20 protein-coding genes and 4 pseudogenes are annotated in these 26,636 nt (G+C 38.6%); 21 read left to right on the top strand and 3 right to left on the bottom strand.

Features of this window, described 5'->3' with window-relative positions:
* Positions 1-319 precede the first annotated feature (319 nt).
* Both LSG31_RS01480 and LSG31_RS01475 read left to right on the top strand, forming a co-directional pair.
* Positions 320-1,627: pseudogene (locus LSG31_RS01480) on the top strand (Glu/Leu/Phe/Val family dehydrogenase).
* 87 nt (positions 1,628-1,714) lie between these two features.
* Positions 1,715-3,097, top strand: coding sequence for a sigma-54 interaction domain-containing protein (locus LSG31_RS01475; RefSeq protein ID WP_347439412.1), 1,383 nt, complete (start codon positions 1,715-1,717; stop codon positions 3,095-3,097).
* Between the two features lie 341 nt (positions 3,098-3,438).
* Here LSG31_RS01475 and LSG31_RS01470 read toward each other — a convergent pair whose 3' ends face one another.
* Together LSG31_RS01470 and LSG31_RS01465 are read right to left on the bottom strand one after the other, a co-directional pair.
* Positions 3,439-3,822, bottom strand: coding sequence for a type II toxin-antitoxin system HicB family antitoxin (locus LSG31_RS01470; protein ID WP_347437675.1), 384 nt, complete (start codon positions 3,820-3,822; stop codon positions 3,439-3,441).
* Between the two features lies 1 nt (position 3,823).
* Positions 3,824-4,066: a type II toxin-antitoxin system HicA family toxin gene (locus LSG31_RS01465; protein WP_347437674.1), complete on the bottom strand. Its 243-nt coding sequence runs from the start codon at positions 4,064-4,066 to the stop codon at positions 3,824-3,826.
* Positions 4,067-4,208: 142 nt separating this feature from the next.
* On the opposite strand from LSG31_RS01465, the gene LSG31_RS01460 reads away from it, so the two are divergent.
* Positions 4,209-4,397: a helix-turn-helix transcriptional regulator gene (locus LSG31_RS01460; protein WP_347437673.1), complete on the top strand. Its 189-nt coding sequence runs from the start codon at positions 4,209-4,211 to the stop codon at positions 4,395-4,397.
* Positions 4,398-4,869: 472 nt separating this feature from the next.
* On the opposite strand, the gene LSG31_RS01455 is transcribed toward LSG31_RS01460, so the two are convergent.
* The gene (locus LSG31_RS01455) at positions 4,870-6,561 is read right to left on the bottom strand and encodes a PucR family transcriptional regulator (protein ID WP_347437672.1); all 1,692 of its coding nucleotides are present in this window, start codon (positions 6,559-6,561) and stop codon (positions 4,870-4,872) included.
* Between the two features lie 309 nt (positions 6,562-6,870).
* On the opposite strand from LSG31_RS01455, the pseudogene LSG31_RS01450 reads away from it, so the two are divergent.
* From LSG31_RS01450 to LSG31_RS01365, 18 genes and pseudogenes are all read left to right on the top strand, one after another.
* Positions 6,871-6,993, top strand: a pseudogene (locus LSG31_RS01450) (alanine dehydrogenase); the annotation flags it as partial.
* Between the two features lie 211 nt (positions 6,994-7,204).
* Positions 7,205-8,304 (top strand): annotated as a pseudogene (locus tag LSG31_RS01445) (aldehyde dehydrogenase family protein).
* Between the two features lie 20 nt (positions 8,305-8,324).
* Positions 8,325-9,680: an aspartate aminotransferase family protein gene (locus tag LSG31_RS01440; protein ID WP_347437671.1), complete on the top strand. Its 1,356-nt coding sequence runs from the start codon at positions 8,325-8,327 to the stop codon at positions 9,678-9,680.
* Between the two features lie 684 nt (positions 9,681-10,364).
* Positions 10,365-10,475, top strand: a pseudogene (locus LSG31_RS01435) (transposase); the annotation flags it as partial.
* Positions 10,476-10,531: 56 nt separating this feature from the next.
* Positions 10,532-12,028, top strand: coding sequence for an alanine/glycine:cation symporter family protein (locus tag LSG31_RS01430; protein WP_347437670.1), 1,497 nt, complete (start codon positions 10,532-10,534; stop codon positions 12,026-12,028).
* A 368-nt stretch (positions 12,029-12,396) separates the two neighbouring features.
* Positions 12,397-13,917, top strand: coding sequence for an aldehyde dehydrogenase family protein (locus tag LSG31_RS01425; RefSeq protein ID WP_347437669.1), 1,521 nt, complete (start codon positions 12,397-12,399; stop codon positions 13,915-13,917).
* The gene (locus LSG31_RS01420; protein WP_347437668.1) at positions 13,904-15,097 is read left to right on the top strand and encodes an NAD(P)/FAD-dependent oxidoreductase; all 1,194 of its coding nucleotides are present in this window, start codon (positions 13,904-13,906) and stop codon (positions 15,095-15,097) included. Before LSG31_RS01425 ends, LSG31_RS01420 begins: the two co-directional genes overlap by 14 nt.
* 58 nt (positions 15,098-15,155) lie before the next feature.
* Positions 15,156-16,073: a 4-hydroxy-tetrahydrodipicolinate synthase gene (gene dapA, locus LSG31_RS01415; RefSeq protein ID WP_347437667.1), complete on the top strand. Its 918-nt coding sequence runs from the start codon at positions 15,156-15,158 to the stop codon at positions 16,071-16,073.
* 78 nt (positions 16,074-16,151) lie between these two features.
* Positions 16,152-16,946, top strand: a complete 795-nt coding sequence (locus tag LSG31_RS01410) for an aspartate/glutamate racemase family protein (protein ID WP_347437666.1) — start codon at positions 16,152-16,154, stop codon at positions 16,944-16,946.
* A gap of 155 nt (positions 16,947-17,101) precedes the next feature.
* Positions 17,102-17,374, top strand: a complete 273-nt coding sequence (locus LSG31_RS01405; RefSeq protein WP_347437665.1) for a (2Fe-2S)-binding protein — start codon at positions 17,102-17,104, stop codon at positions 17,372-17,374.
* Positions 17,371-17,706, top strand: a complete 336-nt coding sequence (locus LSG31_RS01400) for a (2Fe-2S)-binding protein (RefSeq protein ID WP_347437664.1) — start codon at positions 17,371-17,373, stop codon at positions 17,704-17,706. Before LSG31_RS01405 ends, LSG31_RS01400 begins: the two co-directional genes overlap by 4 nt.
* A complete protein-coding gene (locus LSG31_RS01395; RefSeq protein WP_347437663.1) occupies positions 17,703-18,908 on the top strand; it encodes an NAD(P)/FAD-dependent oxidoreductase in 1,206 nt (401 codons plus the stop codon). Before LSG31_RS01400 ends, LSG31_RS01395 begins: the two co-directional genes overlap by 4 nt.
* A 75-nt stretch (positions 18,909-18,983) precedes the next feature.
* Positions 18,984-19,700, top strand: a complete 717-nt coding sequence (locus LSG31_RS01390; protein ID WP_347437662.1) for an SDR family oxidoreductase — start codon at positions 18,984-18,986, stop codon at positions 19,698-19,700.
* 548 nt (positions 19,701-20,248) lie between these two features.
* Positions 20,249-21,724, top strand: coding sequence for a CoA-acylating methylmalonate-semialdehyde dehydrogenase (locus tag LSG31_RS01385; protein WP_347437661.1), 1,476 nt, complete (start codon positions 20,249-20,251; stop codon positions 21,722-21,724).
* A 209-nt stretch (positions 21,725-21,933) separates the two neighbouring features.
* On the top strand, positions 21,934-22,749 hold the full coding sequence (iolB, locus tag LSG31_RS01380; protein WP_347437660.1) for a 5-deoxy-glucuronate isomerase: 816 nt from the start codon (positions 21,934-21,936) through the stop codon (positions 22,747-22,749).
* Between the two features lie 26 nt (positions 22,750-22,775).
* Positions 22,776-23,768: a 5-dehydro-2-deoxygluconokinase gene (iolC, locus tag LSG31_RS01375; protein WP_347437659.1), complete on the top strand. Its 993-nt coding sequence runs from the start codon at positions 22,776-22,778 to the stop codon at positions 23,766-23,768.
* A gap of 13 nt (positions 23,769-23,781) precedes the next feature.
* Positions 23,782-25,692 (top strand): 3D-(3,5/4)-trihydroxycyclohexane-1,2-dione acylhydrolase (decyclizing), encoded by a 1,911-nt coding sequence (gene iolD / locus LSG31_RS01370; protein WP_347437658.1) that lies wholly within the window; start codon positions 23,782-23,784, stop codon positions 25,690-25,692.
* Positions 25,693-25,742: 50 nt separating this feature from the next.
* Complete coding sequence (locus LSG31_RS01365; protein WP_347437657.1) at positions 25,743-26,603, top strand: sugar phosphate isomerase/epimerase family protein; 861 nt, start codon at positions 25,743-25,745, stop codon at positions 26,601-26,603.
* Positions 26,604-26,636 lie beyond the last annotated feature (33 nt).

Genomic DNA, 26,636 nt, shown 5'->3' with positions numbered 1-26,636 from the left:
TGTTTTCTTCCGTTTTATAATGGGATTTCTTACCGGTTTAAGCTTTTTCAGCATACAATTTGGTAGATATTATTAGATTAATTCGAACAAAAAGATTGCAAAAAAATTTGCATTATGCAAAAAAACAACAATAAGCGCAAAAAAATATTGCGCTTATAATTTGAATGCATGAAACGATAAAGATGATTCATTTATTTAAAGTTGGCATGAAAATTGCGTGTGCAATATAGTGTTAAATATTTCTAAGAAGTTAAAACATATTGAGGCCCGTTCATTCGGTCTTGAACCAAGAGGTGTTTTGTCGTTGGGGAAAAATTAGATGGATAAAGCTAACAAACGTCTCTCAATTGGAGCGGCTGCTCCACCTGTAACAGATGACGTTCTTGGAAATACTCAGCAAGTGGTTTTTGATGCACTAACAAAATTAGGTTACGTAAAAGAAGTATACGAACTCTTAAAAGAACCAGTTCGAGTCATTACGGTACGAATTCCTGTTCATATGGATGATGGTCATGTTGAAGTGTTTACCGGTTTTCGTGCACAACACAATGATTCCGTAGGGCCAACAAAAGGTGGGATTCGATTCCATCCAAACGTTTCGTTAGAAGAAGTGAAAGCATTATCCATTTGGATGAGCATTAAATGCGGAATCTTCGAATTGCCCTATGGCGGTGCAAAAGGTGGAATTGTTTGTGACCCACGTCAAATGTCGTTTCGGGAACAAGAAGCTTTAGCTCGCGGATATGTGCGTGCAATCAGCCAGGTTGTCGGGCCGGCAAAGTATATTCCTGCGCCGGATGTATATACAAATGCCCAGATTATGGCATGGATGTACGACGAGTATAGCCGGATCCGGGAATATGATTCTCCTAACTTTATTACTGGCAAGCCACTTATCTTAGGGGGATCAGCAGGACGCGAAAAAGCTACCGCGCTTGGTGTCTGTGTTGCAGCCCGTGAAGCGGCAAAAACCAGAAACCAGTCAATCGAAGGGTTATGTGTAATTGTACAAGGATTCGGAAATGTGGGTAGCAATGTGGCTTTAATCTTACATCAAATGGGCGCCAAAATTGTTTGAATCAGCGATGCAGGAGGTGCAATTTACGATGAAGAGGGGCTGCAAATTCCTGATTTGATCGACAAAAAAGATTCCTTTGGCATGGTCACACCGATTTTCAAAAACGTTATAACAAATGAAGAACTGCTGGTGAAACCATGTGATCTCTTAATTCCGGCAGCCTTGGAAAATCAAATTACAGAAGCAAACGCACATGATATACAGGCATCGATTATCGTGGAAGCGGCGAACGGTCCCACAACTCCTGAGGCAGATAAAATTTTAACACAACGCGGAGTGCTGATTATTCCGGATGTTTTGGCAAATGCCGGAGGAGTGACAGTATCCTACTTCGAATGGGTACAAAACAACCAGGGATGGTATTGGATCGAAGAAGAAGTCAACGATAAACTGAAACAAAAGATGGTAGCTGCTGTGCAAAATATTTTAGCAACTGCTCGGAATCGAAAAGTCTCTACCCGAATCGCTGCATATATATTTTCGTATATAAAGATTCAGTTTATCGAAACATTCACACTTCCTAACATTTTTTATATAAAATTTGTATGATTTTGGCTTCCGCAGCTTTGCTTTTGGTTTCCGGTTTCATGTTTAGTATGTTATGCTGACTTTGGATAGGATGGTGAAATGTTGAACATGGCGCTGGGGAATTTTGAGGACTTGTCCGCCTATGACAATATCTTGGTAACAGATGGACATGGAGTCATCGTTTTTTATGATATGGCTGATTTAAATGTTCTTAAAGAACTTGGCACAAGGCCTGAAGAGTTTATAGGACAACATGTAACCTCATTTTATAGAGACCTTACGAATGAGAATAGTACAGTGATGAACGTATTAAAAAATGGGGTAGCAATTTGCAATGTTAGACAGGAACTGATAACCAAAAAAGGGAACACCTTTGTAAGCAAAAATTCCACGTACCCGATCAAAAAAGAGGATACAATAATTGGGGCGATAGAATTTTCAAAACACTACTTTAGGAAAGACAATATTCGATCATTGGATAAATTTGCAGGCCATAAAATTTACAGAAAAAACAATACAATCTATACGATTGATAACATAATAACCGTCAATTCAAGGATGAAAGCCATTAAAAATAAAATTGAAAAAATAGCAAGGACAAACTCTACAGTATTAATATATGGCAGAACAGGTACGGGAAAAGAAGTTGTCGCACAGGCCATACATAATTTAAGTGATAGGTATGAAAAACCGTTTATTTCTCTGAACTGTGGCGCTGTACCTGTAAGCTTATTGGAAAGTATCTTGTTTGGAACGGCGAAAGGGAGCTTTACAGGATCGGAAGAAATGCCTGGCCTATTTGAACAAGCGGAAGGTGGCACATTGTTCTTAGATGAAGTAAACTCTTTAGATATCAATCTTCAAGTAAAGCTTCTGAAAGCGATTGAAGAAAAGACAGTTAGGCGAATAGGCGGCAAGAAAAATATCAATGTAGATATAAGGGTGATATCGGCAACCAACGAAGATCCGGACATTCTACTTGCTGAGAAAAGATTAAGAGAGGATTTATTTTTTAGGTTGGGAGTTGTAGAGATCGACTTGCCAAACTTGACGGAGAGAAAAGAAGATATTGAAGTACTAGTGGAATATTTTATAAATTTTTACAACAATAATATGAACATATTTATTGATAGCGTTCAACAGGAGGTTTTAGAGTGTTTTAAAGGATATGACTGGCCGGGGAATATAAGAGAGCTCAGGAATGCTATTGAAACAGCTTATAATAATGCTTGTTCAAATCAAATCTCATTGTATGATATACCTCGAAGGATCCGTATTTCTGGTAAAAATTCAATGAGTGACAGCGCAGAAATAAATGGAAGTGCAGACATAAAAGTAAAATCTTTAAGAGATACTGTTGAAGAATTTGAGAGAGAGATCATTATCAGTGAATTAAAAACGACAAACTGGAAAATAGGAGAGACTGCCAGACGGTTGGGTGTTTCCAAACAATTATTAAAATATAAAATGGACAAGTACAAGTTAAGATAAAAAATTTTTGCGTTAGGGGTGAAATTTTTCACCCCTATAATTCGATTCATCAGATCGGCGATACGAAAGATCGTTCTTTTATTTACGTATCAGTACTTCCATATGACACCTTTATAACCACTTTTATTATGTTTGTGGAGCTTTGCTTTTAAGGCGCTGATTTATGCAATACATTTTTCAAAATATTTTTTCGCATAAAAAAGCCGCCAACCTCACAGCAGACGGCAAAGGTGTGTCAATGGCTATTGATATTGTAACACCGATAAATTTTACTTTGGTACCAAATGGGAGTTTACAATTAAAAAAAGTTTCGACAAAAAACCATGCCATGGTGAAGTTAATTACACACCCTTGTTTCTATTGGTAAGATGACCAACGCTACGTGACAATTGATAGTTCACATATTGGTTCAGGCTGACCTTTTCCTCTTTAGCTTTTTCGGCCAGCAGGCGGTGAAGAGACTTAGGTACACGCACGTTAAATTTGCCCGAATACTCTTCCTCACCCCGAACCGGTTCAGGTATATCGTTTCCTACCTCCAGAGCAACCTCGATCCAAGCTCGTTTGGCATCCTCAATCATGGACAACGCTTCTTCGACAGTTTCTCCTTGGCTAAGACAACCCGGCAGCTCGTTGATCTTAACCACATAGCCACCTTCTTGTGCAGGGATCAGCGTAATGGTATACGGAAGAGATAGGTAATAATCAAGATTCTTTTCGGTCATCTTACATCACTCCTTCTTCTTTCAATGTCTCAATTACTTGTTCTACATATATAACTTTGACATGCTTTCCGTGTTTTGGGATGGATATTTGTTTTGGTCCTTTTAGAAATACATAATGACTAGAACCGCCGCGAGGTTGACGAACTTCGAATCCTAAACGACGCAGAATCTTTTCGAGTTCCTCAAAGCTAACTTGTTTCGGATTATTCTTGATTTTCTGTAATAGTTTTTCAAACTGACTCATCAACCTCACCTCTGTAATTATAGTACTATATATAGTGGCAAATATCAATAAATATTACGATTGTTATTCTAAAAATGTTTCGACAATCCTCACCAAAGGATTCGACAAGCCACTGAACGAATGCATTTGTGAGGTGGTAAACGTGGAATGTCGATTGGAACAAATCAAAGAGGAACGAGGGTTCACGGTTACTTGGCTATCTGAAAAATCCGGTATAAGTAGAAATGCAATACATGCATATATGAATGGTGCGGTACCGGCTTTAGATAAAGCGTATGCCATTGCAAAAGTTCTTAATTTAACCGTTTATGATATTTGGCCGCAAATGTAGCGGTCTTTTTTATTGCACACGAATAGGCCGAAAGTCGTCACTTTCAGCCTAAGTATCTGCATCACCGGATTAGCGTACGCAGAAACTCTGAGGATCCTCAATTCGTGTGCTGTATGTAGGAAGGAACAGGCCTGATCTTCCTTGTTCGAACGATACTGCATTAGTCATTATGGACAGTTAAAAGAGATTATAAAAATTTACATTACAAAAGTGTAATTTATTTAGTCATATTTGTTATCCATCCAGGCATCCTTAGACAGGTGCTTTACCGAAGCAAGTTTTAAAATGATGGGTGAAAAACAAAAAACCGAATGTTATCACCAAAGGTAGATCTGAGTTCGGAAGTTATGCAAACGCTAGTTTTAATGTACATTCATTCTACGGTTTGCGGTATTGAAATGTTAGTAAGACATGTGCTGATCGTGCCAATAAAACGGCAATAATCGAAAGGCTCAAAAATTTTGATTTGTGTCTAATCTATTGATCCAATATCAAAACTATTTGGATATAAGAATGCGTATGAATATAAAGCTAATTGAATTGTTAACCGATTTTCCGGAGACATAAATTCTTTTCCAAGGAGTTCTTCGATTTTTTCCAATCTATAATAAAGTGATTGTCGAACTATGTGAAGGGCATCAGCGGTTTGTTTTTTTAAACCACCGTTTTCTAAGTAAACTTTCATTGTGCGAAGCAGATCGCTACCTTTCGCCTTATCTTCTTTAATCAATGGTCCCAAATGATGATGAACAAAGCTTTCAAGCATATTTTTTTCATTGAGATCAATAAGTAGTTGAAAAAAACCAAGATCATCATAAAAAATAAATGTTTTATTGTACTGGGAACGAATCGATAATGCTTTTACAGCTTCATCATGACTTCGATGCGCATTTTTAAATCCAACATATGTTTGTCCAACCCCGAAATATAATTGAAAATCACTCACTTTTTTTTTCAAACTCAAATTATTTATATAACTCAGTACGTATTGAAGCCTTTCTTTACTTAGTGTTTTTTCTTTAGCTTTATCCATTAAATCCAGGACCAATATAACAATTCGATTTCCTTTTGTCGTAATAAAAGGCAAGAAAGCATGTTGTTTAAAAACTGAACGAACGATTAGCGAAAGATGTGAGCCTGCTAAATCTAAGGAATCCTTCGAAAAATCAAGACCGCCAACGGATGATCTTTCCAATTCAATTATACAAACACGGCAGCTCATCTCATTCCATTTTTGGTAATTCGGGCCAACAAATTTCTTTATTTGCAAATCATCTTCAATTCGATCATTCAATAAATCATCTACCCATAGATTTTCTGTATGAAGTTTTCGTTCCTCCATGTAACGTTCTCTTAATAACTCTTGTGAAATAGAAAGTGAGGCTGATTCAATTATTAAAGAGTGATATTCATGAGGTTCTTGGTCACTTACCATCGCAATAAATGCCCATGTTTGTCCCATCGCCCCTACCGGTTGCAGCAGAATGATTTGATCATCTTTTTTTAAGGTATAAGGAGAACTTGTATTTTTATCTAGTAAAATCTGTACATGATCTTTGAGAAAGTTTAATAATTTGTTTTGAGCAATATGTTCCATTTTCGGTGCAACATAAGGGGTTCCATCAAGCGGAAGAAAAATGATTTGGTTTTGCGTGCTTTTATGAAGCAATTTAATAACATCCGTGGTACCTTGAGATGTTAGTGATAAACGGCTAAATTCACGAGATACCTCCAGAAGACTTTGTAGCATTTTATACTGACCATTGATGATTAAAGGATGCAGATCTAGTGTTATATCAACAAAGCGAACCATTTTCGGAAATACAATTAATGGAAAATTGTTCTGATTTGCAATATCAATCATTTCATCTGGAATAAATTGTAGATACTCTCCCATTTCTACGCATAAACAGGAGACATTTAATTCTATTAGTTTTTGCATGTAGTGGATTAAGTTATCTTCTCCCGAATGAAACCCAATCCCTGATGTTAAAATCATTTCTTCACCGAGAATTAATGCAAATGGAGCAAAATTTGATATTTCGAGTACGTGAACCCAACGAATGCGACGATGCAGCCCATTTTTTCCTGCTATAACTTGCGCTTGTTGAAAGAGTGGGCGCTTGAGTACATCATATAAAGTTAGCATAAATTCGACTTCCAAATGCCCCATCTCCTTTAGTGATGTTCATTTTTTCGTTTTAAGTTGATTTTAACGCTAATGTAAATAAATCTTGTAAGCGTTTTTATTTAAAGCAATGATACATCATCTTTAGGTGAATCTTCAAGGTTAGTTACTGGGACAAATCCAGGGTTCATACAAATCAAATTCTATCCTCTTATGGGTAATACCGAAGCAAATGTTAAAAGTTAATAGCCTTTTCTTTAACGTTTTGTCTAATGAAGGTGTTTTGAATGATTTGTATAGTTAGCATGTAGACAAAAATCCAAAGGTGAGGAGTGAAAATCTTATATGATAATCGGCATACCAAAAGAGATTAAAAATAGTGAAAATAGGGTAGGCATGACTCCTGCAGTTGTTACTGCTTTTAAAAATAGTGGACATGAAGTATGGATCGAGACGGGTGCAGGATTAGTAAAGCACTGGCTAAAGGAATTAACGTAATAGAAGGTAATGTGACATGTAAATCGGTGGCTGAAGTTCACGGCTATAGGTATTTTCCTATAGATGATTTATTAAATAAAGAACCCATTCTTATTAGTTAGTTGGAACAATTTAGGATATTTTTGCGAATATAGATTGATAGTGTTTGAAAACCAGATTCAGAGAACATGGGAGGTTGCGTATGACAGTTGTTGAAAAAGTCAAGAATTTAAAAAACTTTATTGGCGGTGTATGGGTAGAATCTAAATCTGAGCGCTATGAAGAAGTAATGAACCCGGCAACTGGTGAAATAATTGCTTATGTACCACTATCGAATCGTGAAGAAGTTGACTATGCGGTAAAAGCAGCAAAAGATGCTTTTAAAGTATGGAAAAAAACTCCTGTACCACGTCGGGCACGCATTCTTTTCAAATATCAACAGCTTCTTGTGGATCACTGGGGAGAATTGGCTCGTTTCATAACAGTGGAAAATGGAAAAAGCTACGAAGAAGCATACGGTGAAGTGCTACGAGGCATTGAATGTGTAGAATTTGCAGCAGGTATTCCAACATTAATGATGGGAACACAACTTCCTGATATTGCAAGTGGTTTAGAATCAGAATTGTTATGCCAGATGCAAATCTAGACCAGGCAGTCAAGCAAATTATCAGTGCGGCATTTGGTTCTGCTGGTGAACGTTGCATGGCATGCTCGGTTGTTGTTGCTATAGATGAAATTGCGGATGAACTTGGAACCAGATTGAAAAAAGCTGCGGATGAAATCAAAATCGGTAATGGACTGGACGAGGGTGTGTTTTTAGGTCCTGTGATCCGTGATTCTCATAAGAACAGAACCATTGGATACATTGAAGCTGGGGAAAAAGAGGGCGCTGTACTTGTCCGTGATGGAAGAAAGAATCATGAAACGGATGGCCGCGGTTATTTTGTAGGGCCTACCATTTTTGATCATGTGACAACGGATATGTCCATTTGGAAAGAAGAAATCTTCGCGCCTGTACTTTCGATTGTACGCATTAAAGATTTGGATGAAGCGATTGTTCTTGCGAATCGATCTGAATTTGCAAATGGTGCATGTCTCTTTACAGATAGTGCAAAAGCGGTACGACAATTCCGTGATGAAATAGATGCTGGGATGCTCGGAATTAATATTGGGGTACCAGCTCGGATGTCATTTTTCCCGTTTTCCGGATATAAGAAATCATTCTATGGTGACCTTCATGCTAATGGCCGTGATGGAGTGGAGTTCTATACCCGCAAGAAAATGTTAACGGCACGTTATTAATTCGAAAGGGGGAAATTGTAATGATTACGGCTCAAAATAAAACGGAAGATCTAATTGCTAAAGATCGAAAATATTTATGGCATCATCTTGTACCTTATAACGAAGCGGTTCCTCCCACGGTGGTTGTTGAGGCTGAAGGATCATGGGTTACAGATAGTAATGGAAAGAAATATCTTGATGGGATGTCCGGTTTATGGTGTGTCAACGTAGGATATGGAAGAGAAGAATTGGCACAAGCTGCCTATGATCAATTAAAGACTATGCCGTATTTCCCATTGGCTCAAAGCCATCTGCCAGCGATTCAATTAGCCGAAAAATTAAATGAGTGGCTAGAGGGTGAATACGTCATCTTTTTCTCGAACAGCGGTTCTGATGCCAATGAAACCGCCTTTAAAATAGCAAGGCAGTATCACCAACAAAATGGAGAACCCAGCCGGTATAAATTCGTGTCACGCTATCGTGCATATCATGGAAATTCAATGGGTGCTTTAGCGGCGACTGGCCAAGCCGTGCGAAAATATAAATATGAACCGTTGGCACCTGGCTTTGTTCATGTTCGTCCACCTGATAGTTATCGTCGTCCCGCCGGCCAAAGTATAGAAGAGTTTAATTTGCAATGTGCCCAATCTATTGAAGATACCATCATTTGGGAAGGGAAAGAAACGGTTGCTGGTGTGATTATGGAACCTGCCATTACAGGTGGCGGTATCATAGTCCCACATCCGATATATATGGAAAAAGTGCAGGAGGTCTGCAACAAACACGGGGTTCTGCTCATTATTGACGAGGTGATTTGCGGTTTTGGCCGTACCGGGAAAAAATTCGGTCATATGCACTTCAATATGAAACCGGATATCATCACGATGGCCAAAGGCTTGACTAGTGGATATCTCCCACTTTCCGCCACTGCAGTGCGCAAGGATATCTATGAAACATTCAAGACCTCCGAAGAATATGGTTATTTCCGCCACGTGAATACATTTGGTGGAACGCCCGCAGCTTGTGCACTCGCACTTAAAAATCTGGAAATCATGGAGCGGGAAAACCTGGTTGAACGTGCACACATCTTGGGAGAACGTCTCAGAGCAGAGATGGTGGAACTGTTAGATCATCCGTCTGTAGGCGATATTCGCAGTTTTGGGTTTTTGCTTGGAATTGAGCTTGTTGAAGACAAGGTGACCAAAGATCCTGCGGCGGCAAAAGTAGGAAAAGTGATAGCAGAATGCAAAGCAAACGGATTGATTGTTGGCCGAAATGGTGATACGGTGGCTGGCTATAATAACGTCATTGCTCTATCTCCACCGCTATCCGCTACCGATGAAGATGTGGATTTCATTATCGGTACGTTGAAGAACGCCATTCGAAATTTACAGTAAAGATTAAAGTGGAGTATTTGATACTCGTTGACAATCACCGACTCCTAAAATCCCTTTACCTGGGCCATATTTATTTGTCCAGGTATTTTTATTGTCACGATGTAGTCTGCCCCAATCAATTTGTAACAAATATTAATGTAAAAATAATAGGCATCAATATTTAACACTGTGTCTAGTGTCTGTTTTCAAAATATACATTATATTTGGATTAATAAAGTAACCACTCATCTATTGCACATGGATACTAAAGAGAAAAACAACGGCACATATTGTGTTCGGATGGAATATAGGTTTTTCTTAGAGTCAGTATTTTCGTGCAGAATGAGTAGTTACAAATAAAGATATTTTTCTAATCTAATTATCAGATTAGAAAACGCAAACAAATTTGATAGCGTTTACAAAAAGGCAGATGAAATTGAAATTTCCTATGGAATTGGAGGGGTGGAAAAGTTTATTTTTTAGATAAAGTACTCACAAATGCAAATTTATTCTAGAATTATTGTAAATTACCTCTTGAATTGTTTGGGCAAGTAAAAATTAAATCAAATGTCTTTATTAAGGGACAAATGTTGTGAATTTATTAGTTGTCGGCAGCAAACCATAGTTACCGTTGGTATAATCTTTGAAAAGCCTTGACTCCGTTATGAAAGCGATTCCACATGATTTATCTGGTATCCCATGATAAACGAGGTGTTTTTGAAGTGGGTGCATACGATCATTTCAAATGTCAAAGCCTTTATTTCGGGAACGTTTCACGGGACCGATTGCCGTCATTTGCAAGCTTACCTAAATGAACTTTTATCGGTTTAATCGTCGAATTAAAAATTTATCTTTGAACAAGGGGGATTTCGATGAGTGACATTGTGAATTGGTTAAACGGTTATGTCTGGAGTCCAATATTAGTTTATTTGCTTCTAGGAATAGGTTTTATGTATACAATTCTCACACGTTTTATACAAGTAAGGTGTTTTAAAGAGATGATAAAGCTAGTTTTTGAGGGCCGAGGTTCTAAGGCTGGGGTAAGTTCCTTTCAATCATTAGCTTTGTCATTGGGAGGTAGAATTGGTGTAGGGAATGTAGCAGGTGTAGCTACTGCAATTTCGTTAGGAGGACCAGGTGCTGTTTTTTGGATGTGGCTTGCAGCATTTTTCGGGAGTGCTACTTCGTTCACAGAAATAACTCTTACTCAAGTATATAAAAGAAAAATTGATGGTGAATACAGAGGGGGTACACCTTTTTATATTGATTATGGATTAAACCAAAAGTGGTTTGCCATTATTTCCGCATTCTTAACATTGCTTGTCATGGGTTTTTTATGGCCAGGCGTACAAGCCAATACAGTTGCATTGGCGATGCATGACGCTTTTGGAATTCCACCAATAATAACCGGAATCTTCGTGGTTATTCTATTAGGAGCTATTATTTTTGGCGGTATTAAGAGAATAGCAAAATACTCTCAGATCGTTGTTCCATTTATGGCTTCTGGTTACATCATCATGTGCTTGATCATTCTTGTCTTTAATTTTACTAACATACCAAGCGTTATTTCCTTAATTATTACAAGTGCTTTTCATTTAAATGCGACTTTTGGAGGGATAATCGGTTCTGCAATTGCTTTTGGAGTTCAAAGAGGAGTTTATGCCAATGGAGCTGGTTTAGGTAGTGAAACATATGAATCCGGTTGCGCAGAGGTCTCTCATCCAGCAAAACAAGGTTTAGTTCAAGCATTTTCTGTTTACATTGATACCTTTTTGGTCTGTACTTCAACGGCATTTATGATTCTTATGACAGGAATGTATGATGTGAAACCAAAAGGGATGGCGCCAATTACGAATAAGCTTGGAGACGTAGCGCCATCACTTTATACACAACTTGCTGTTGATTCTGTTTTCCATAAATTTGGTGCCGCTTTCATTTCCATTGCTCTACTATTCTTCTGCTTTACAACACTCACTTCTTATTATTATAAAGCAGAAACAAACCTTGCGTTTCTTAGACAAAATCTAAAAACCAAGTCAATTTGGCCAAATCAAATATTGAAAATTATCTTACTAGCCACTGTATTGTACAGTACCCTTAAAACAGCAGCTACAGTATGGGCGATGGGGGATCTAGGTACGGGGATCTTGGCTTGGGTAAATCTTACTGTGATTTTCTTCCTTACTAAGACGGTGTTAAAAGTATTAAAGGACTATGAAATGCAGAAAAAAGCAGGGAATAATCCTTTATTTGAACCTGCAAAGTTAGGGATTAAAGGAGCAGATTTTTGGGAAAAAGAATATAAAGAAATCGAACAAGATATGCCAAAAGAAAGCAAGGCTATAGAGAGTACAGCTACATCAATATAGAAGGTGGTTTGGTATTTTTAGAAAATGAGGTATTAATAAGAAAAATCGAAGTTAATTTTGGACAGACGTTTCTTTGAAGCGAATCTGTTCTTTTTTTGTGGGCACTATACTTCAAGATTACAAAGAGGATCGTGTGACTATACAAGACCGATTTAGAGGGACACTGAGAATACCGAATCGATAATGATGTGAAGCAGTCAATAAGGATTAAATACACGTAATACATTCAGTAGTTAAAAAAACGAACCATTTTATTTAACAGAGTGTCCAATGAACATCGAGTCAAAATATTATTTAATTAATCTACAGAAAAGATATAAAGTTTTGCGAATAGTAGCGAAAAATAAGAAGAGAGGATACCTAATATGATGGATGTCAAATCAGTCTTAACACCAAACCATATTACACAAGGCATGTATATCGATGGAAAATGGGTCGAAAGTGTAAGCGGTGACACGAGAGAAGTTATCAATCCTGCAAATGGTGAAATTATTGGGATTGTTACGGAAGGTTCAGTCGAAGATGCAAAAAAAGCTATTGAGGCTGCGCGCAGAGCATTTTATGACGATGGCTGGATGAACAGCAAAGCAAGGCATCGTGCGGAACTTTTGCTGCAAATCTCAAATAAATTGGAACAAAGAAAAGAAGAGTTTGCGTATTTAGAGACGCTGGATAATGGGAAAACATTGAGAGAGTCACTGAATGATGTTGAAGATGCTGTAAATCAATTACGATATTATGCAGGGCTGGCAACAAAGCCCCATGGTCAAACCTATGATGTTCCGGATGACATTCAAGCAATGGTTGTTCGTGAACCGATTGGTGTTGTGGGTCTTATCGTTCCCTGGAATTATCCTTTGGTCATGGCAAACCAAAAAATTGCAGCTGCAATTGCAGCTGGATGTACAGTGATCATAAAACCGGCACAACAGACACCTCTTTCTGTGATTCGTTTGTTTGAAATTATTGATGAAGTTGGATTCCCGCCCGGTGTTGTTAATTTGGTGTTAGGTGCTGGGAGTAAGGTCGGGGCAGAATTGGTCCGAAATCCGGATGTAGATAAAATTTCCTTTACCGGGGGTACAGATACAGGGATTCAGTTAATGAAATCGGCAGCAGATACCGTTAAAAAGATCAGTTTGGAGCTGGGCGGAAAATCACCGAATATTGTCTTTGCGGATGCTGATTTAGAAACAGCAATCGATTATGCACTGTTTGCCATTTTCGCCAATCAAGGTCAAGTGTGTTCGGCCGGTTCACGTTTACTGTTGGAAGAAAGCATATATGAAAGATTTGTACCTGAACTGGTTGCACGGGCGAAGACGATCAAAGTGGGGCCGGGGTGGATTGACGGTATTGAAATGGGGCCGCTTATTTCAGAAGATCATATGAATACAGTACTAGATTATGTACAAATTGGTTTAAGTGAAGGCGCAACACTCCTTAGTGGGGGTAAGCGTATTGTTGAGGATGGCTTATCCGATGGTTACTTTGTGGAACCTACCATATTTACGGATACTAGGCCGGACATGAGAATTGTTCAGGAAGAAATTTTTGGCCCGGTATTAGCCATTCAAACATTCAAAACAGAAGAAGAGGCGATTCAATTAGCGAATGGTACAAACTTTGGCTTGGCGGCTGCGGTCTTTACAAATGATGGGGCTAAAGCTCATCGTGTGATTCGTCAAATGCGTGCTGGTATCACTTGGATTAACACATACCATCCAACGTTTAATGAGGCGCCATGGGGTGGATATAAGCAAAGTGGAATTGGCAGAGATTTAGGAACCTATGGATTTGAGGAATATTTAGAAACGAAACAAATTAATGTGAATCTAAAAGTAGAACCATCCGGTTTTTTTAGAGGGATCAAAAATGAAAAGTTTTGACGTTATCGTCATTGGAGCCGGTGTCATTGGGTCTAGTGTAGCTTATCATCTGGCCAAAAAAGGTCTGGAGGTTGCCTTAATTGAAAAAGGTGAAGTTGCATCAGGAACTTCCAGCAGATGTGATGCAGTTGCATTAATTTGTGATAAAAAGCCTGGTATTGATACTGAAATAGGCTATGCAAGTATTCAGTTGTTTAAACAATTGGCGAGAGAGTTTTCGGTTGATTTTGAATTTACTTCGCGGGGAAGTTTGTATGTTTGTGAAACAGAAAAGGAACTGGAAATTGCCAGGGATTATGTCTCCCAACAGGTAAAAGATGGATACGATATGCGAATGATTGATAGGAATGAATTGCAGGAAATTGAACCCTATTTAGCCGATGATTTAGCAGGCGGGATATGGACAGAAGTGGATTCGTCCATGAACCCATATAAATTATGTTATGCGTTTGTAGAAGAGGGAAAAAAGCTTGGCTTGAAAGTTTATGACTATCATGCTGTGCAGAATATTACATTGGATGACAAAAGAAGAGTGAAAAGCGTAGTAACGGACCGAGGCACCTTTAAGACAAAAAGGATTGTGAATTGTGCCGGTGTATGGTCCCCTAAAATAGCAGAAATGGTTGGGGTTCACATACCGATTAAGCCGAGAAAAGGCATGGTATTAATATCTGAGAAGACGCCGTTAAAGGTGGCAAAGCAAAAAGTTCATGAATTCGGATACATGTTATCCAAATTCGAAGATATTCATTTTAAAAGAAATGTAAGTGAATTAGTGGAAAAACATAATGTTGCATTTACGATTGAGCCAACTGATGCAAATAACTTTTTAGTAGGAGGGCATCGGGCATTCAGGGGTTTTGACATTCAATCAGAAATCGAAGTTATGCGGGCAATAGCAGAGAGAGCCATTCGCTTCTTGCCTGTACTGAAAGAAATTAACTGCATAAGGGCTTATGCAGGAGTAAGACCTTGGGTGGAAGACCACCTTCCTATTGTATCGGAAGTAGAAGAAGTACCAGGGTTCTATATTGCTAGCGGACATGAAGGAGATGGAATCAGCATGTCTCCGATCACAGGAAGAATGGTAGCCCAACTCATAACAGGTGAGCCAACAGATTTTAACATTGATAAACTGAATTATGCGAGATACAAGAAAAGCCAAGCTGTCAATTTCTGAATTTCATGAATGTAAATAAAAATTAAAATAATTAGGTGAATAATAGGAGGAATGAATTATGGGTATTGTACCAAAAGGAATTTTTGTACCGTTAATCACTCCATTCAATGAGGATGAAACCATTGATTTTCAGGCTTATCAAAAAGTAATCGACTTTCAAATCGAAAGTGGAGTCCATGGTCTTCTGGTTGGAGGCACAACAGGAGAATACCATGTGATGTCATTCGAGGAACGTAAAAGTTTAATCAGGGCTGGCTGTGAATATGCCGCGGAAAGAGTGCCTGTTATGGCAGGTGTTGGATGCTCTACTGCCAAGGAAACCATCGAACTTGCCAATTTTGCGGCAGAATGTGGTGCAAAATGGGGACTGGTTTTGCCTCCTTATTACCATAAGACAAGTGAAGATGGAATTCGTGAATTTTTCAAGGAAATAGCTGCAAAATCAAATGTCGGTATCGTCATTTACAATTATCCGGGAGCAACCGGCGTTTGCCTTTCACCTGAATTAATTTATGAGTTGAGTCAGGAAGAAAATATTGTAAGTGTCAAGGAATCTGCAGATTTTGGTCACCTATGTCAGGTTGCGGCTTTGACAAAGGATGTCGATAACTTTTCTGTATTTACCGGTGAAGAACACTTTATACTTCCTACTTTCTCCATTGGAGGACAGGGTGCTTTTGGAATCCTCGTCAATTTGCTTCCTAAGGAAATGGTAATGCTTTACGAACTGGCAGTTGAGAAGAACGATTTACATGCTGCACGTGAATTGAATCGTAAATTATCAGGTTTTTATGGCTTAATGGAGGCAGAAGGCAATCCATATCCAGGGCCGGTAAAAGCAGGCATGGACATGATCGGAATGAAAGGAGGAAAAGTGAGAAAGCCTTTAACACAACCTACTGACGAGATAAAAACAAAGATTGAAGAGGAACTGATAAAGTTAGGATATAAAGTTAAATCGTTGAATAAGAACTAGGTTACGTAACAGCGTTAAAATAATCTATTTAGTCATGCATGAGGTAACGTTTACATTGTAATCTATGGGGTGTGAAATTTGATAACAAAAAAATTAGTTGAAGGAAGAGAATACGGGTATTTCGATAAGCATCAAGAAAATCGAATGATCTCGATGAAGAAAGGGCAATATGTTTCCGGCTATTCGGTTGGCATCCTTTATCTAGATGAATGTTGGTACCCTGTATTGCCTGGAAATGTGGCCAATCTGAGTACGTATGACTTTCCAGTAAGATTAAAAGTTGTCCCTAATTGTACGCAAGCAAGGATTCATGCAGGTGATCCAACACTATTGGATGACATTATCAAAGCCGCACAAGAATTCGAAGCGGAAGGCGCTCGGGCAATCTGCGCCGCGTGTGGATTCTTTGGTAACTTTCAGGATAAAGTGGCAGCAGCGGTTGATATCCCCGTATATCTTTCCAGCGTTGTTCAAGTGCCGTGGATTAAGTCGGGTCTTAAACCTAAACAGAAAATTGGCATGTTGACTGCGGATGCGCATGGTATTACTCCTAACTTATTTAAAAGCTGTGGAGTAGATGACCCGAGTATTTGTGTAGTTAAAGACTTAGGGAGGCTACCAGAATTTTCAGCAATCATCGAGAGTAGAGGAACATTTGATAATGAGATTGTCAGAAGAGAAGTAGTGGATGCTGCTATCAATCTGGTGAATGAGAATCCGGATATTGGAGCAATTCTTTTGGAATGCAGTGACTTGCCACCTTATGCGGCTGATATTCAAAGGGCAGTACAGTTACCTGTCTTTGATTTTATTACGATGATCAGATGGATTCATTATGCCACGAGTCAAAAACCGTATTATGGATTTATCTAAATTGAATTTAGAACAAGATTATTCACATAGGAAGTAGTAGCATTAACTTTCTTATAGAGGTTGTTCAAAAAGTGGTCAAAACTCCACCTTAACCACTTTTTGAACACGCACTTTTAGATAATCTTGTTTCACTTAAATTATGGAGGCCGATTTCTGTGAACGAAGATCAAATCGTGATTTGTCGCTGTGAAGAAGTGACTTTGGGAAAAATAGTAGAGACAGTTGAGAAGTATCACTGTTCGTCACGAGAGGTCAAGCTCAGAACACGTGCGGGTATGGGTTTTTGCGGAGGGCGGACATGTCGAGGAATGATTGATCGGGTTGTGGCTCAAGTAAGTGGGAAAGTTGAATCCAACCAAGTATCGATGAGCTATCGTCCTCCCGTGCGTCCAGTTACATTTGGTGTACTGGCGGGTGATCAGAAATGAAATCAATGAGGATAACACATCATCCCGTTCTTGGAAAGCTTGAAGAAAAAAGGGAAGTCAAGTTTACATTTGATGGGAAACCATTTTCGGCTTATGAAGGTGAAACGATCGCAGCGGCCCTCCTGGCACACGGAGTGCGTACACTGCGAATCCATGAAGAGAAGAAATCTCCACGAGGGATTTATTGCAATATAGGCCATTGTTTCGAATGCAGGGTCAGGGTAGATGGAAAGAGTGTAGTTCGCTCCTGCATAACTCCTGTGACAGATGGCATGAGTGTCGAATCAGGCATGCTTAATGTTTCAGCTTCTATGAAAGGAGTTAAGCCATGATTGATCTTGTAATCGTTGGTGCGGGTCCTGCCGGGTTATGTGCGGCTATTGCTGCTGCAGAAAACGGATTAAAGGTGTGTATACTAGATGAGTTCATTCAGCCAGGGGGGCGTTTGCTCGGTCAATTGCATCAAGAACCAAACGGCTACTGGTGGAACGGAATTGAAGAAGCACATAAACTCCATAAAAAAGCTGTTCAACTGGGAGTGGATATTCACTTAGGTGTATCAGTATATGATTTACAAAAAGCTGAAAAAGGTTGGTTCGTTTATTCGAGTGATAAAATCTTTGAATCAATGTGTTTATTGCTTGCAACTGGAGCATCAGAGACTCCCATTCCTGTTCCTGGCTGGACACTGCCGGGTGTAATGTCTATAGGTGCAGCTCAAGTCATGAGCAATGTTCATCGGGTAAAGCCGGGAGAAAAATGTGTAGTCATCGGTGTTAACGTACTCTCTCTAGCTATCACAAGGGAATTGCAATTATGCGGTGTGGAGATTGAAGGGATCTTGCTTCCGCATCCAAATCTAGTATCTGGGGAGTCTGCAGATCCAGAACGGGTGATGCAGTCACTTCTTCGATTATCACATTTGGCGCCTTCTCCTTTCATCCGGTTTGGCGGAAAGTGGGTAACTCCTAAGCTGGCTGTTCAGTTTTTCCCGAAAAAAGGGTTTAAAATGTGGGGCATTCCCATTCAGGTTCGAAGTAGGGTTCTAAGCATACTTGGGGAAAAACAAGTGGAAGCAGTACGTATCGCCAATGTTACTCCTAGTGGTGATAGTATTCCCGGAACTGAAAAAGAAATATCTGTAGATTTTGTTTGTATCGCGGGTGGGCTTACCCCATTATCGGAACTTGCCGCAATTGCTGGTTGTCCATTTCAGTTTTTTGCTGAATTAGGTGGGTATATTCCTTTGCATAATGAATACATGCAGACTGATGTACAAGGCTTATATGTAGCAGGCAATATCACAGGGATTGAAAGCGCTAAGGTAGCAATGGCCCAAGGTAAGGTAGCTGGTCTTACGATCTCTAAAGATCTCAAAGCTTTAAAGGATATAACAAAAATAGAAGATGCCGTTAAGAATGTGGTGGTAACTCGGCGCAATGCTATGATTCAATTCCATCCGGGGATCGAAAAAGCACGCACAGAGCTTTATAATGAATTTTCACGATCTCGTGGAAAAATGATCTCTATTTAATGAGAAATACTAGTTTTGTGGTCTATTGTCTCTTAATCTCCATCAAAATCAGTAAATACAAAAGGAGATGTTAACATGAGTATTTGTGGAAAAAAAGTAGTGGTACTCGGAGGAAGTTCGGGTATGGGTCTTGCTACAGCACAAGCGGTTGTCGAGCAAGGCGGTCATGTAATGATTGCAAGTCGCACAGAACAAAAATTAAAAAGTGCAGCAGATAAAGTTAAGAAAAACGTTGAGACATATGTATTAGATGCAACGGATGAAAAAGCGGTACAAGAGTTTTTTGATAAAGTAGGGAATTTTGATCATCTAGTATCAACTGCTGCTGATGGATTAACAGGTGATTTTTTGGAGTTGCCGGTTTCCGAAGCGAGAAAAACATTCGAATCGAAGTTTTGGGGACAGTATTATGCTGCAAAATATGGTGCACCCTGCATGAATCAAGGAGGATCCATTACATTTTGTACAGGGCTCTTGTCTAGAAGACCCATGCATGGTTATTCCATTCTTTCCGCTATTAACGGGGGGATTGAGGCATTGGCAAGAGCCATAGCTATAGAGGTAAATCCTATTCGAGTTAATGTTGTATCGCCTGGAATTGTTGATACACCTCTTTATGAGAACTTATCAACGGAAGAACGAATTAAATACTTTAATTCACTAATAAAAAAACTACCTGTCCAAAAAATAGGAAAATCTTATGATATTGCTCATGCCATACTTTATTTAATGACCAATGAGTTTACTACAGGAACAGTTCTTGAGGTTAATGGTGGACATCTATTAGTGTGAATGCAAAATGAGTATTCCAGTAAAGACCACTGAGTCTGATAATTACGGCCATAATTTCAGTTACTTTTACAGTGTGAAATAGTGCCTTTTTTTTCATTTCATTATTTGTTCTCTCACTGCATGATCGATCATGCAGTTGTTTATGTTATCTAAACGATTGATATATAGAAAGATGTCTTCAAAATGCAAAAATATGTCTTCAAAATTTAAATACGGTTATTATTGATTTTTATATAATTACATATGTAAACAGATAAGTTATTAATTACGGAGAAGGTGATTATATTAAAAAATAGCCAATATAAACTTGGAAGTGAATTTTAATAATAAATAATAAGGTGTCTTTAAATGAAAATATCACACGTTTCCAAAATATATGGTTCGCTACCTTGTCGTAATTTTTTTGATTTGAAAATGGAGAAATTATTGTTTTTTTAACCTAAAAGAAATCGATTACAAATGGAGGTTTATCGTGAAAATGATTTTTCTAAAAAATTAAACTTCTATTTATCGATTCAGTATGTAGGGATTTTAAGGAGGAAGAAAACATGCCAGAAGTACTAACAAAAGTAAGAAAAATTAAAAATTACATAAATGGTGAATGGGTTGAAAGTAACACTACCCAATATGAGGATGTTTACAATCCAGCAACAAAAGAAATTGTTGCTCAAGTTCCATTATCAACGGCAGAAGATGTTGCCTATGCTGTTGAAGTTGCAAAAAAAGCATTTGATAAATGGAAAACCACTCCGGTTCAAAAACGTGCGCGGATATTATTCAATTATCATCAATTGCTCATTAAACACGAAGAAGAGTTGGCACGCTTAATTACAATCGAGAATGGAAAAGCACTTTTTGAAGCACAAGGTGAAGTATTGCGCGGGATTGAAAATGTAGAATTTGCGGCCGGTGCACCTTCTTTAACGATGGGTGATTCATTGTCTACCATCGCAACAGATGTCGAAGCAACAAATTATCGCTATCCGATTGGTGTTGTTGGCGGCATTGTACCATTCAATTTTCCGATGATGGTACCTTGCTGGATGTTCCCAATGGCGATTGCAGTTGGTAATACGTTTATTTTAAAATCATCTGAAAAAACTCCGTTACTAACAGAAAAATTGGCAGAATTATTAACAGAAGCTGGACTTCCCAAAGGTGTATTTAACGTTGTATATGGGGCACATGATGTTGTGAATGGTATTTTGGATCATCCGGATGTGAAAGTTATTTCATTTGTTGGTTCCAAACCGGTTGGAGAATACGTTTATAAACGCGCCAGTGAAAATTTAAAACGTGTTCAAGTATTAGCAGGAGCTAAAAACCATGTGATTATCTTAAATGATGCGGACATAGAAGAAGCTGTTACAAACGTTATTGGTTCATCATTTGGTTCAGCAGGTGAACGTTGTATGGCATGTTCAGTTTTAACCGTGGAAGAAGGAATTGCAGATCAATTCTTGGCAAGATTAAAAGAAAAAACATTGGAAGTTAAAATGGGCAATGGTTTGGATGATGGTATATTTTTAGGTCCGGTGATTCGAGAAGAAAATCAAAAACGCACTCTACATTACATTGAAAAAGGAATCGCAGAAGGTGCAACACTCGTATGTGATGGACGAGAACGTGTATCTGAGGAAGGATTCTTTATTGGGCCCACGATTTTTGATCATGTAACAACAGATATGACAATTTGGAAAGATGAAATTTTTGCACCCGTGTTATCTGTCATTCGTGTGAAAAACCTAAAAGAAGCAGTTGAAACCGCAAATAAATCAGAATTTGCCAATGGTGCATGTATTTTCACATCCAATGCATCATCCATTCGTTACTTCCGTGAAAATATTGATGCAGGGATGTTAGGAGTAAACTTAGGGGTTCCAGCCCCAATGGCTTTCTTCCCATTCTCCGGATGGAAGTCTTCATTTTTCGGCACATTGCATGCGAACGGAAAAGACAGCGTTGATTTCTATACACGTAAAAAAGTTGTTACTGCACGTTATAAAGCACCATCATTCGAATAAAAAACATTCGATTCTTAATTTTTAGCTTATTAATCTATTGAAGAAATATAAGAAGTAAGCGGGAAATAGGTAGGAACAGAGAGAGTCTTCTAATCAATCCGGTTTGGGATTGGGAAAACTTCTCTCTGTTCCATTCTTACCTAAGTCCATTATTACTTAAACACGGATTGCTTAGAGCAAACAATTCGAAAGATAAGAGAGGAATCGAAATGAGTCAATTACTCCGAAAACCGAATAGAAGTGAATTGTCACCAGGAGTAACCATTGTTCATGAAGTGACAACCGAAAATTCACCTTTAAAATATATTGGATTCAAAGTAGTAGATTTGGCTTCGGGTGCTAGATATTCTGAAGAGTTGTCAAAGATAGAATGCTGCATTGTAGTGTTAACAGGAAGAATCAACTTTACAGATAAAGAAGTGGCATTTGAAAATATTGGGACTCGAGATAGCGTTTTTGAACAGATACCGACAGATAGTGTATATGTATCAAATAACCGTTATTTTGAAGTCGAGGCTGTAAGCCAAGCCCGGGTAGTACTTTGTTATTCACCTTCTGAAAAACAATTGCCTACAAGACTGATAAAGGCTACAGACAATATGATCGAAAATAGAGGCAAATTCAACAATAAACGTTTGGTGCACAATATTTTACCGGATTCTGATCCATCCGCTAATCGTTTACTTGTCGTTGAGGTATACACAAATAGCGGAAACTGGTCAAGCTATCCTCCGCACAAACATGATCGTGACAACTTGCCGGAAGAATCCTTTTTAGAAGAAACGTATTATCATGAAATGAATCCACGCCAAGGCTTTGTTTTTCAACGCGTCTATACGGACGACCGTGCGCTTGACGAAACAATGACTGTTGAAAATAGCGATGTGGTGTTGGTTCCGGCAGGTTATCATCCAGTTGGTGTGCCTGACGGTTACACATCTTATTATTTAAATGTGATGGCGGGACCAACACGTATTTGGAAATTCCACAATGATCCGGACCATGAATGGATTCTAAAGCGTTAACAAAAGTGTGAGGAGCTGTTACCAAAATGAAATATGAGTTCAACTTAGAGAGAGAATACGACATGATTGCAATTGGCCGTGCATGTATAGATTTAAACGCAGTAGAATATAACCGCCCAATGGAAGAAACCATGACCTTTCACAAATATGTAGGTGGTTCACCCGCTAATATTGCAATTGGTAGTTCAAAATTAGGCTTGAAAGCAGGATTTATTGGGAAACTTGCTGATGACCAACATGGACGTTTTATTAAGCAATATATGAAAAGTGTTGGAATTGATACATCCAATATGGTGGTGGATACAGAAGGACATAAAACTGGATTAGCATTTACAGAAATCAAGAGTCCTGAAGAGTGCAGTATTTTAATGTACCGGGATGATGTTGCAGATCTTTACCTTTCACCTTCTGAAGTAAATGAAGATTACATCAAGAAAGCCAAGATATTGCTTGTTTCCGGGACAGCTCTGGCAAAAAGCCCTTCCCGTGAGGCTGTATTAAAAGCAGTTCGTCTTGCTAAACAAAATGACGTGAAAATCGTTTTTGAATTGGATTACCGTCCGTATACATGGGAGTCAACGGAAGAAACGGCTGTTTATTATTCATTGGTTGCAGAGCAATCCAATGTGGTCATTGGGACTCGTGATGAATTCAATGTGATGGAAAATGTTCAAGTTGGAAATAACGAGGATAGAATTCGCTATTTGTTTAACTATTCACCGGATTTAATTGTAATCAAACATGGTGTAGAAGGCTCCTATGCTTATGCAAAATCTGGAGAAACCTTTAGAGGGCATGCGTATTTGACGAAAGTATTAAAAACATTTGGTGCCGGTGACTCATTCGCTTCTGCTTTCTTATACGCTTTGGTAACAGGAAAAGAAATTGATAGCGCTTTAAAATATGCCAGCGCATCGGCTGCAATTGTTGTTAGCAAGCATAGTTCTTCGGAAGCAATGCCGACAGTAGAAGAAATCGAGCAACTTATTGCCGAGCATGAGGCGAAACAATATTGTTAGGGGTGAGAACTGAATGAAAACGATCCGCTTAACAACAGCTCAAGCTTTAATTAAATTTCTGAATCAACAGTATATTCAAGTTGATGGTCAGGAAATCCCGTTTGTTGAAGGTGTCTTTGCAGTCTTTGGACATGGGAATGTTTTGAGTATTGGGCAGGCCCTTGAGCAAGACCCAGGCCATTTGAAAGTCATCCAAGGGAAAAATGAACAAGGGATGGCACACGCTGCAATCGCTTTTAGCAAACAGATGCTGCGACGTAAAATTTATGCGGTCACAGCTTCATCAGGTCCAGGTTCAGCGAACTTGGTAGCGGCAGCAGGTACAGCACTTGCAAACAATATTCCGGTTTTGCTTTTACCTGCGGATACATTTGCCTCAAGACAGCCTGATCCCGTATTGCAACAAGTAGAGCAAGAATATAGTCAGGCTGTTACAACAAATGATGCACTAAAAGCAGTTTCAAGATATTGGGATCGAGTCACTCGTCCTGAACAATTGATGTCAAGTTTGATTCGTGCCTTTGAAGTCATGACAGATCCCGGAAAAGCAGGCCCTGCAACCATTTGTATTGCACAGGATGTGGAAGGTGAAGCATTTGACTATGATGAGAAATTCTTTGAAAAACGTGTTCACTATCTGGATCGCAAATTGCCGACAGACCGCGAATTAAAAGGCGCTGCGGAATTAATAAAAGCAAGCAAAAAGCCGGTTATTGTTGTCGGTGGCGGCGCTAAATATTCCCAAGCGCGTGAAATTTTAATGGACATTTCAGAAAGATATAATATCCCGTTAGTTGAAACGCAAGCCGGTAAATCAACAGTAGAGTCAACTTTTAAAAATAATTTAGGTGGTTTGGGAATTACCGGAACATTAGCAGCTAATAAAGCTGCACGCCAGGCGGATTTAATTATCGGCACTGGCACTCGGTATACAGACTTTGCCACGTCTTCGAAAACAGCGTTCAACTTCGATCACGCAAAGTTTTTAAACATCAACGTAAGTCGTTTACAAGCTTATAAATTGGATGCATTCCAAGTTGTAGCTGATGCGAAAATAACATTAGAACAATTGAATCCCATGTTGGAGGAGTATACGAGTGAATTTGGAGATGTGATTTCAGAATTAAAAGAGGAATGGTTTGCAGAGCGTGATCGTTTAAGTAAAGTAACATTTAGCCGAGAAAATTTTACTCCTGAAATTAAAAATCATTTCTCGCAGGAAGTTCTAAATGAATATGCAGATGCTTTGAACACAGAATTTTCACAAACCACCGCTTTAATCACGATCAACGACACCATTGATCCAGAAAGTATTATCATTTGTTCGGCGGGATCCCTTCCAGGAGACTTGCAGCGGTTATGGAACACCACTGTGCCAAACACGTATCATCTTGAATATGGTTACTCTTGTATGGGGTATGAAGTATCAGGAACATTCGGGGTAAAATTAGCCGATCCAGCAAAAGAAGTTTATTCATTTGTGGGTGATGGCAGTTTCCTGATGTTGCATTCTGAGTTCATTACAGCTATTCAGTACAATCAAAAAATAAATGTCCTCCTCTTCGATAATTCTGGCTGGGGTTGTATTAATAACTTGCAAATGGATCATGGGATGGATAGTTTCCATTGTGAATTTCGAACACACGACAATAAAATTTTAAATATTGATTATGCAAAACTTGCAGAAGCATATGGTGCGAAATCGTATCGAGCGAACACGATAGAGGAACTGAAAGCAGCTTTAGAAGATGCAAAAAAACAGGAAGTTTCTACATTAATAGAAATGAAAGTGCTGCCCAAAACCATGACAGACGGCTATGATAGCTGGTGGAATGTCGGTGTTGCTGAAGTGTCTAATAAAGAAAGTATTCAAAAGGCACATGAATTTATGCAACAAAAATTGCAAATTGTAAAACAATATTAAGAGATTAAATACTTATTCAATATTCAATAAATGAGCGGAGGTTCACAAAAATGAAATTAGCATTAGATCCATCGATGTATACAAGTTTGTCATTAAAAGAAATGGTAGATAAGACTGCGGAGTTAGGTTATGAATATATTGAATTATCACCCCGTGAAGATTTTTGCCCATTTTATAAATATCCTAAAGTAGACAAAAATCAAATTAAACAATTAAAGGAATATTGCCGGGATGCTGGCGTTAAAATTTCATCCTTATTGCCATTGTATTACTGGGCTGGACCAGAAGAAGATCGTCGTCAAGCAGCAGTGAGGAACTGGAAAAGGGCAATTGAGATTGCTGTTGAGTTAGATGTAGATTTAATGAACAGTGAATTTAATGGAACAAAGCATAATCCTGTGGTTTGTGAAGAAATGTTTATCCGATCCATGGATGAATTAATCCCCGTGTTTGAAAAAGAAGGAGTTAAGCTAAATTTACAAGCTCATCCGTATGATTTTATTGAAACCAATACAGGTGCAGTCGATATGATACGTGCCCTTGACAGATCATGGATCAATCTCGTGTACTCAACTGCACATACATTCTATTATGATGATGGACTTGGTGATATTGCACCAATGTTTGACTATGCGGGTGACCGGTTAACTCATGTATTATTTGCAGATACTTTTAATCATAAAGCAGCTCAAGGGCTACGCTATATCGTAAATCCTCCGGGAGTTGAAGCAACAATCCACCAACATTTAAATATTGGTGAAGGTGAAGTTGATTTCGATACGATCTTTAGAAAATTAAGAGAAATGGAATTTGACGGTATTGTTACAAATGCTGTATTTGCATGGGTGGATAAAGCAGACGAATCAAGCAGATTTATGTTGCAAAAAATAAAAGAAGGTCTTGAAATTTAGATCAGATTTCCGCTCGGTTAGATTCCGGTTTTA

This window comes from Fodinisporobacter ferrooxydans (assembly GCF_022818495.1).
In the GTDB taxonomy this organism is placed as follows: Bacteria; Bacillota; Bacilli; order Tumebacillales; family MYW30-H2; genus Fodinisporobacter; species Fodinisporobacter ferrooxydans.
This window is presented reverse-complemented; position numbering and strand designations above follow the sequence as displayed.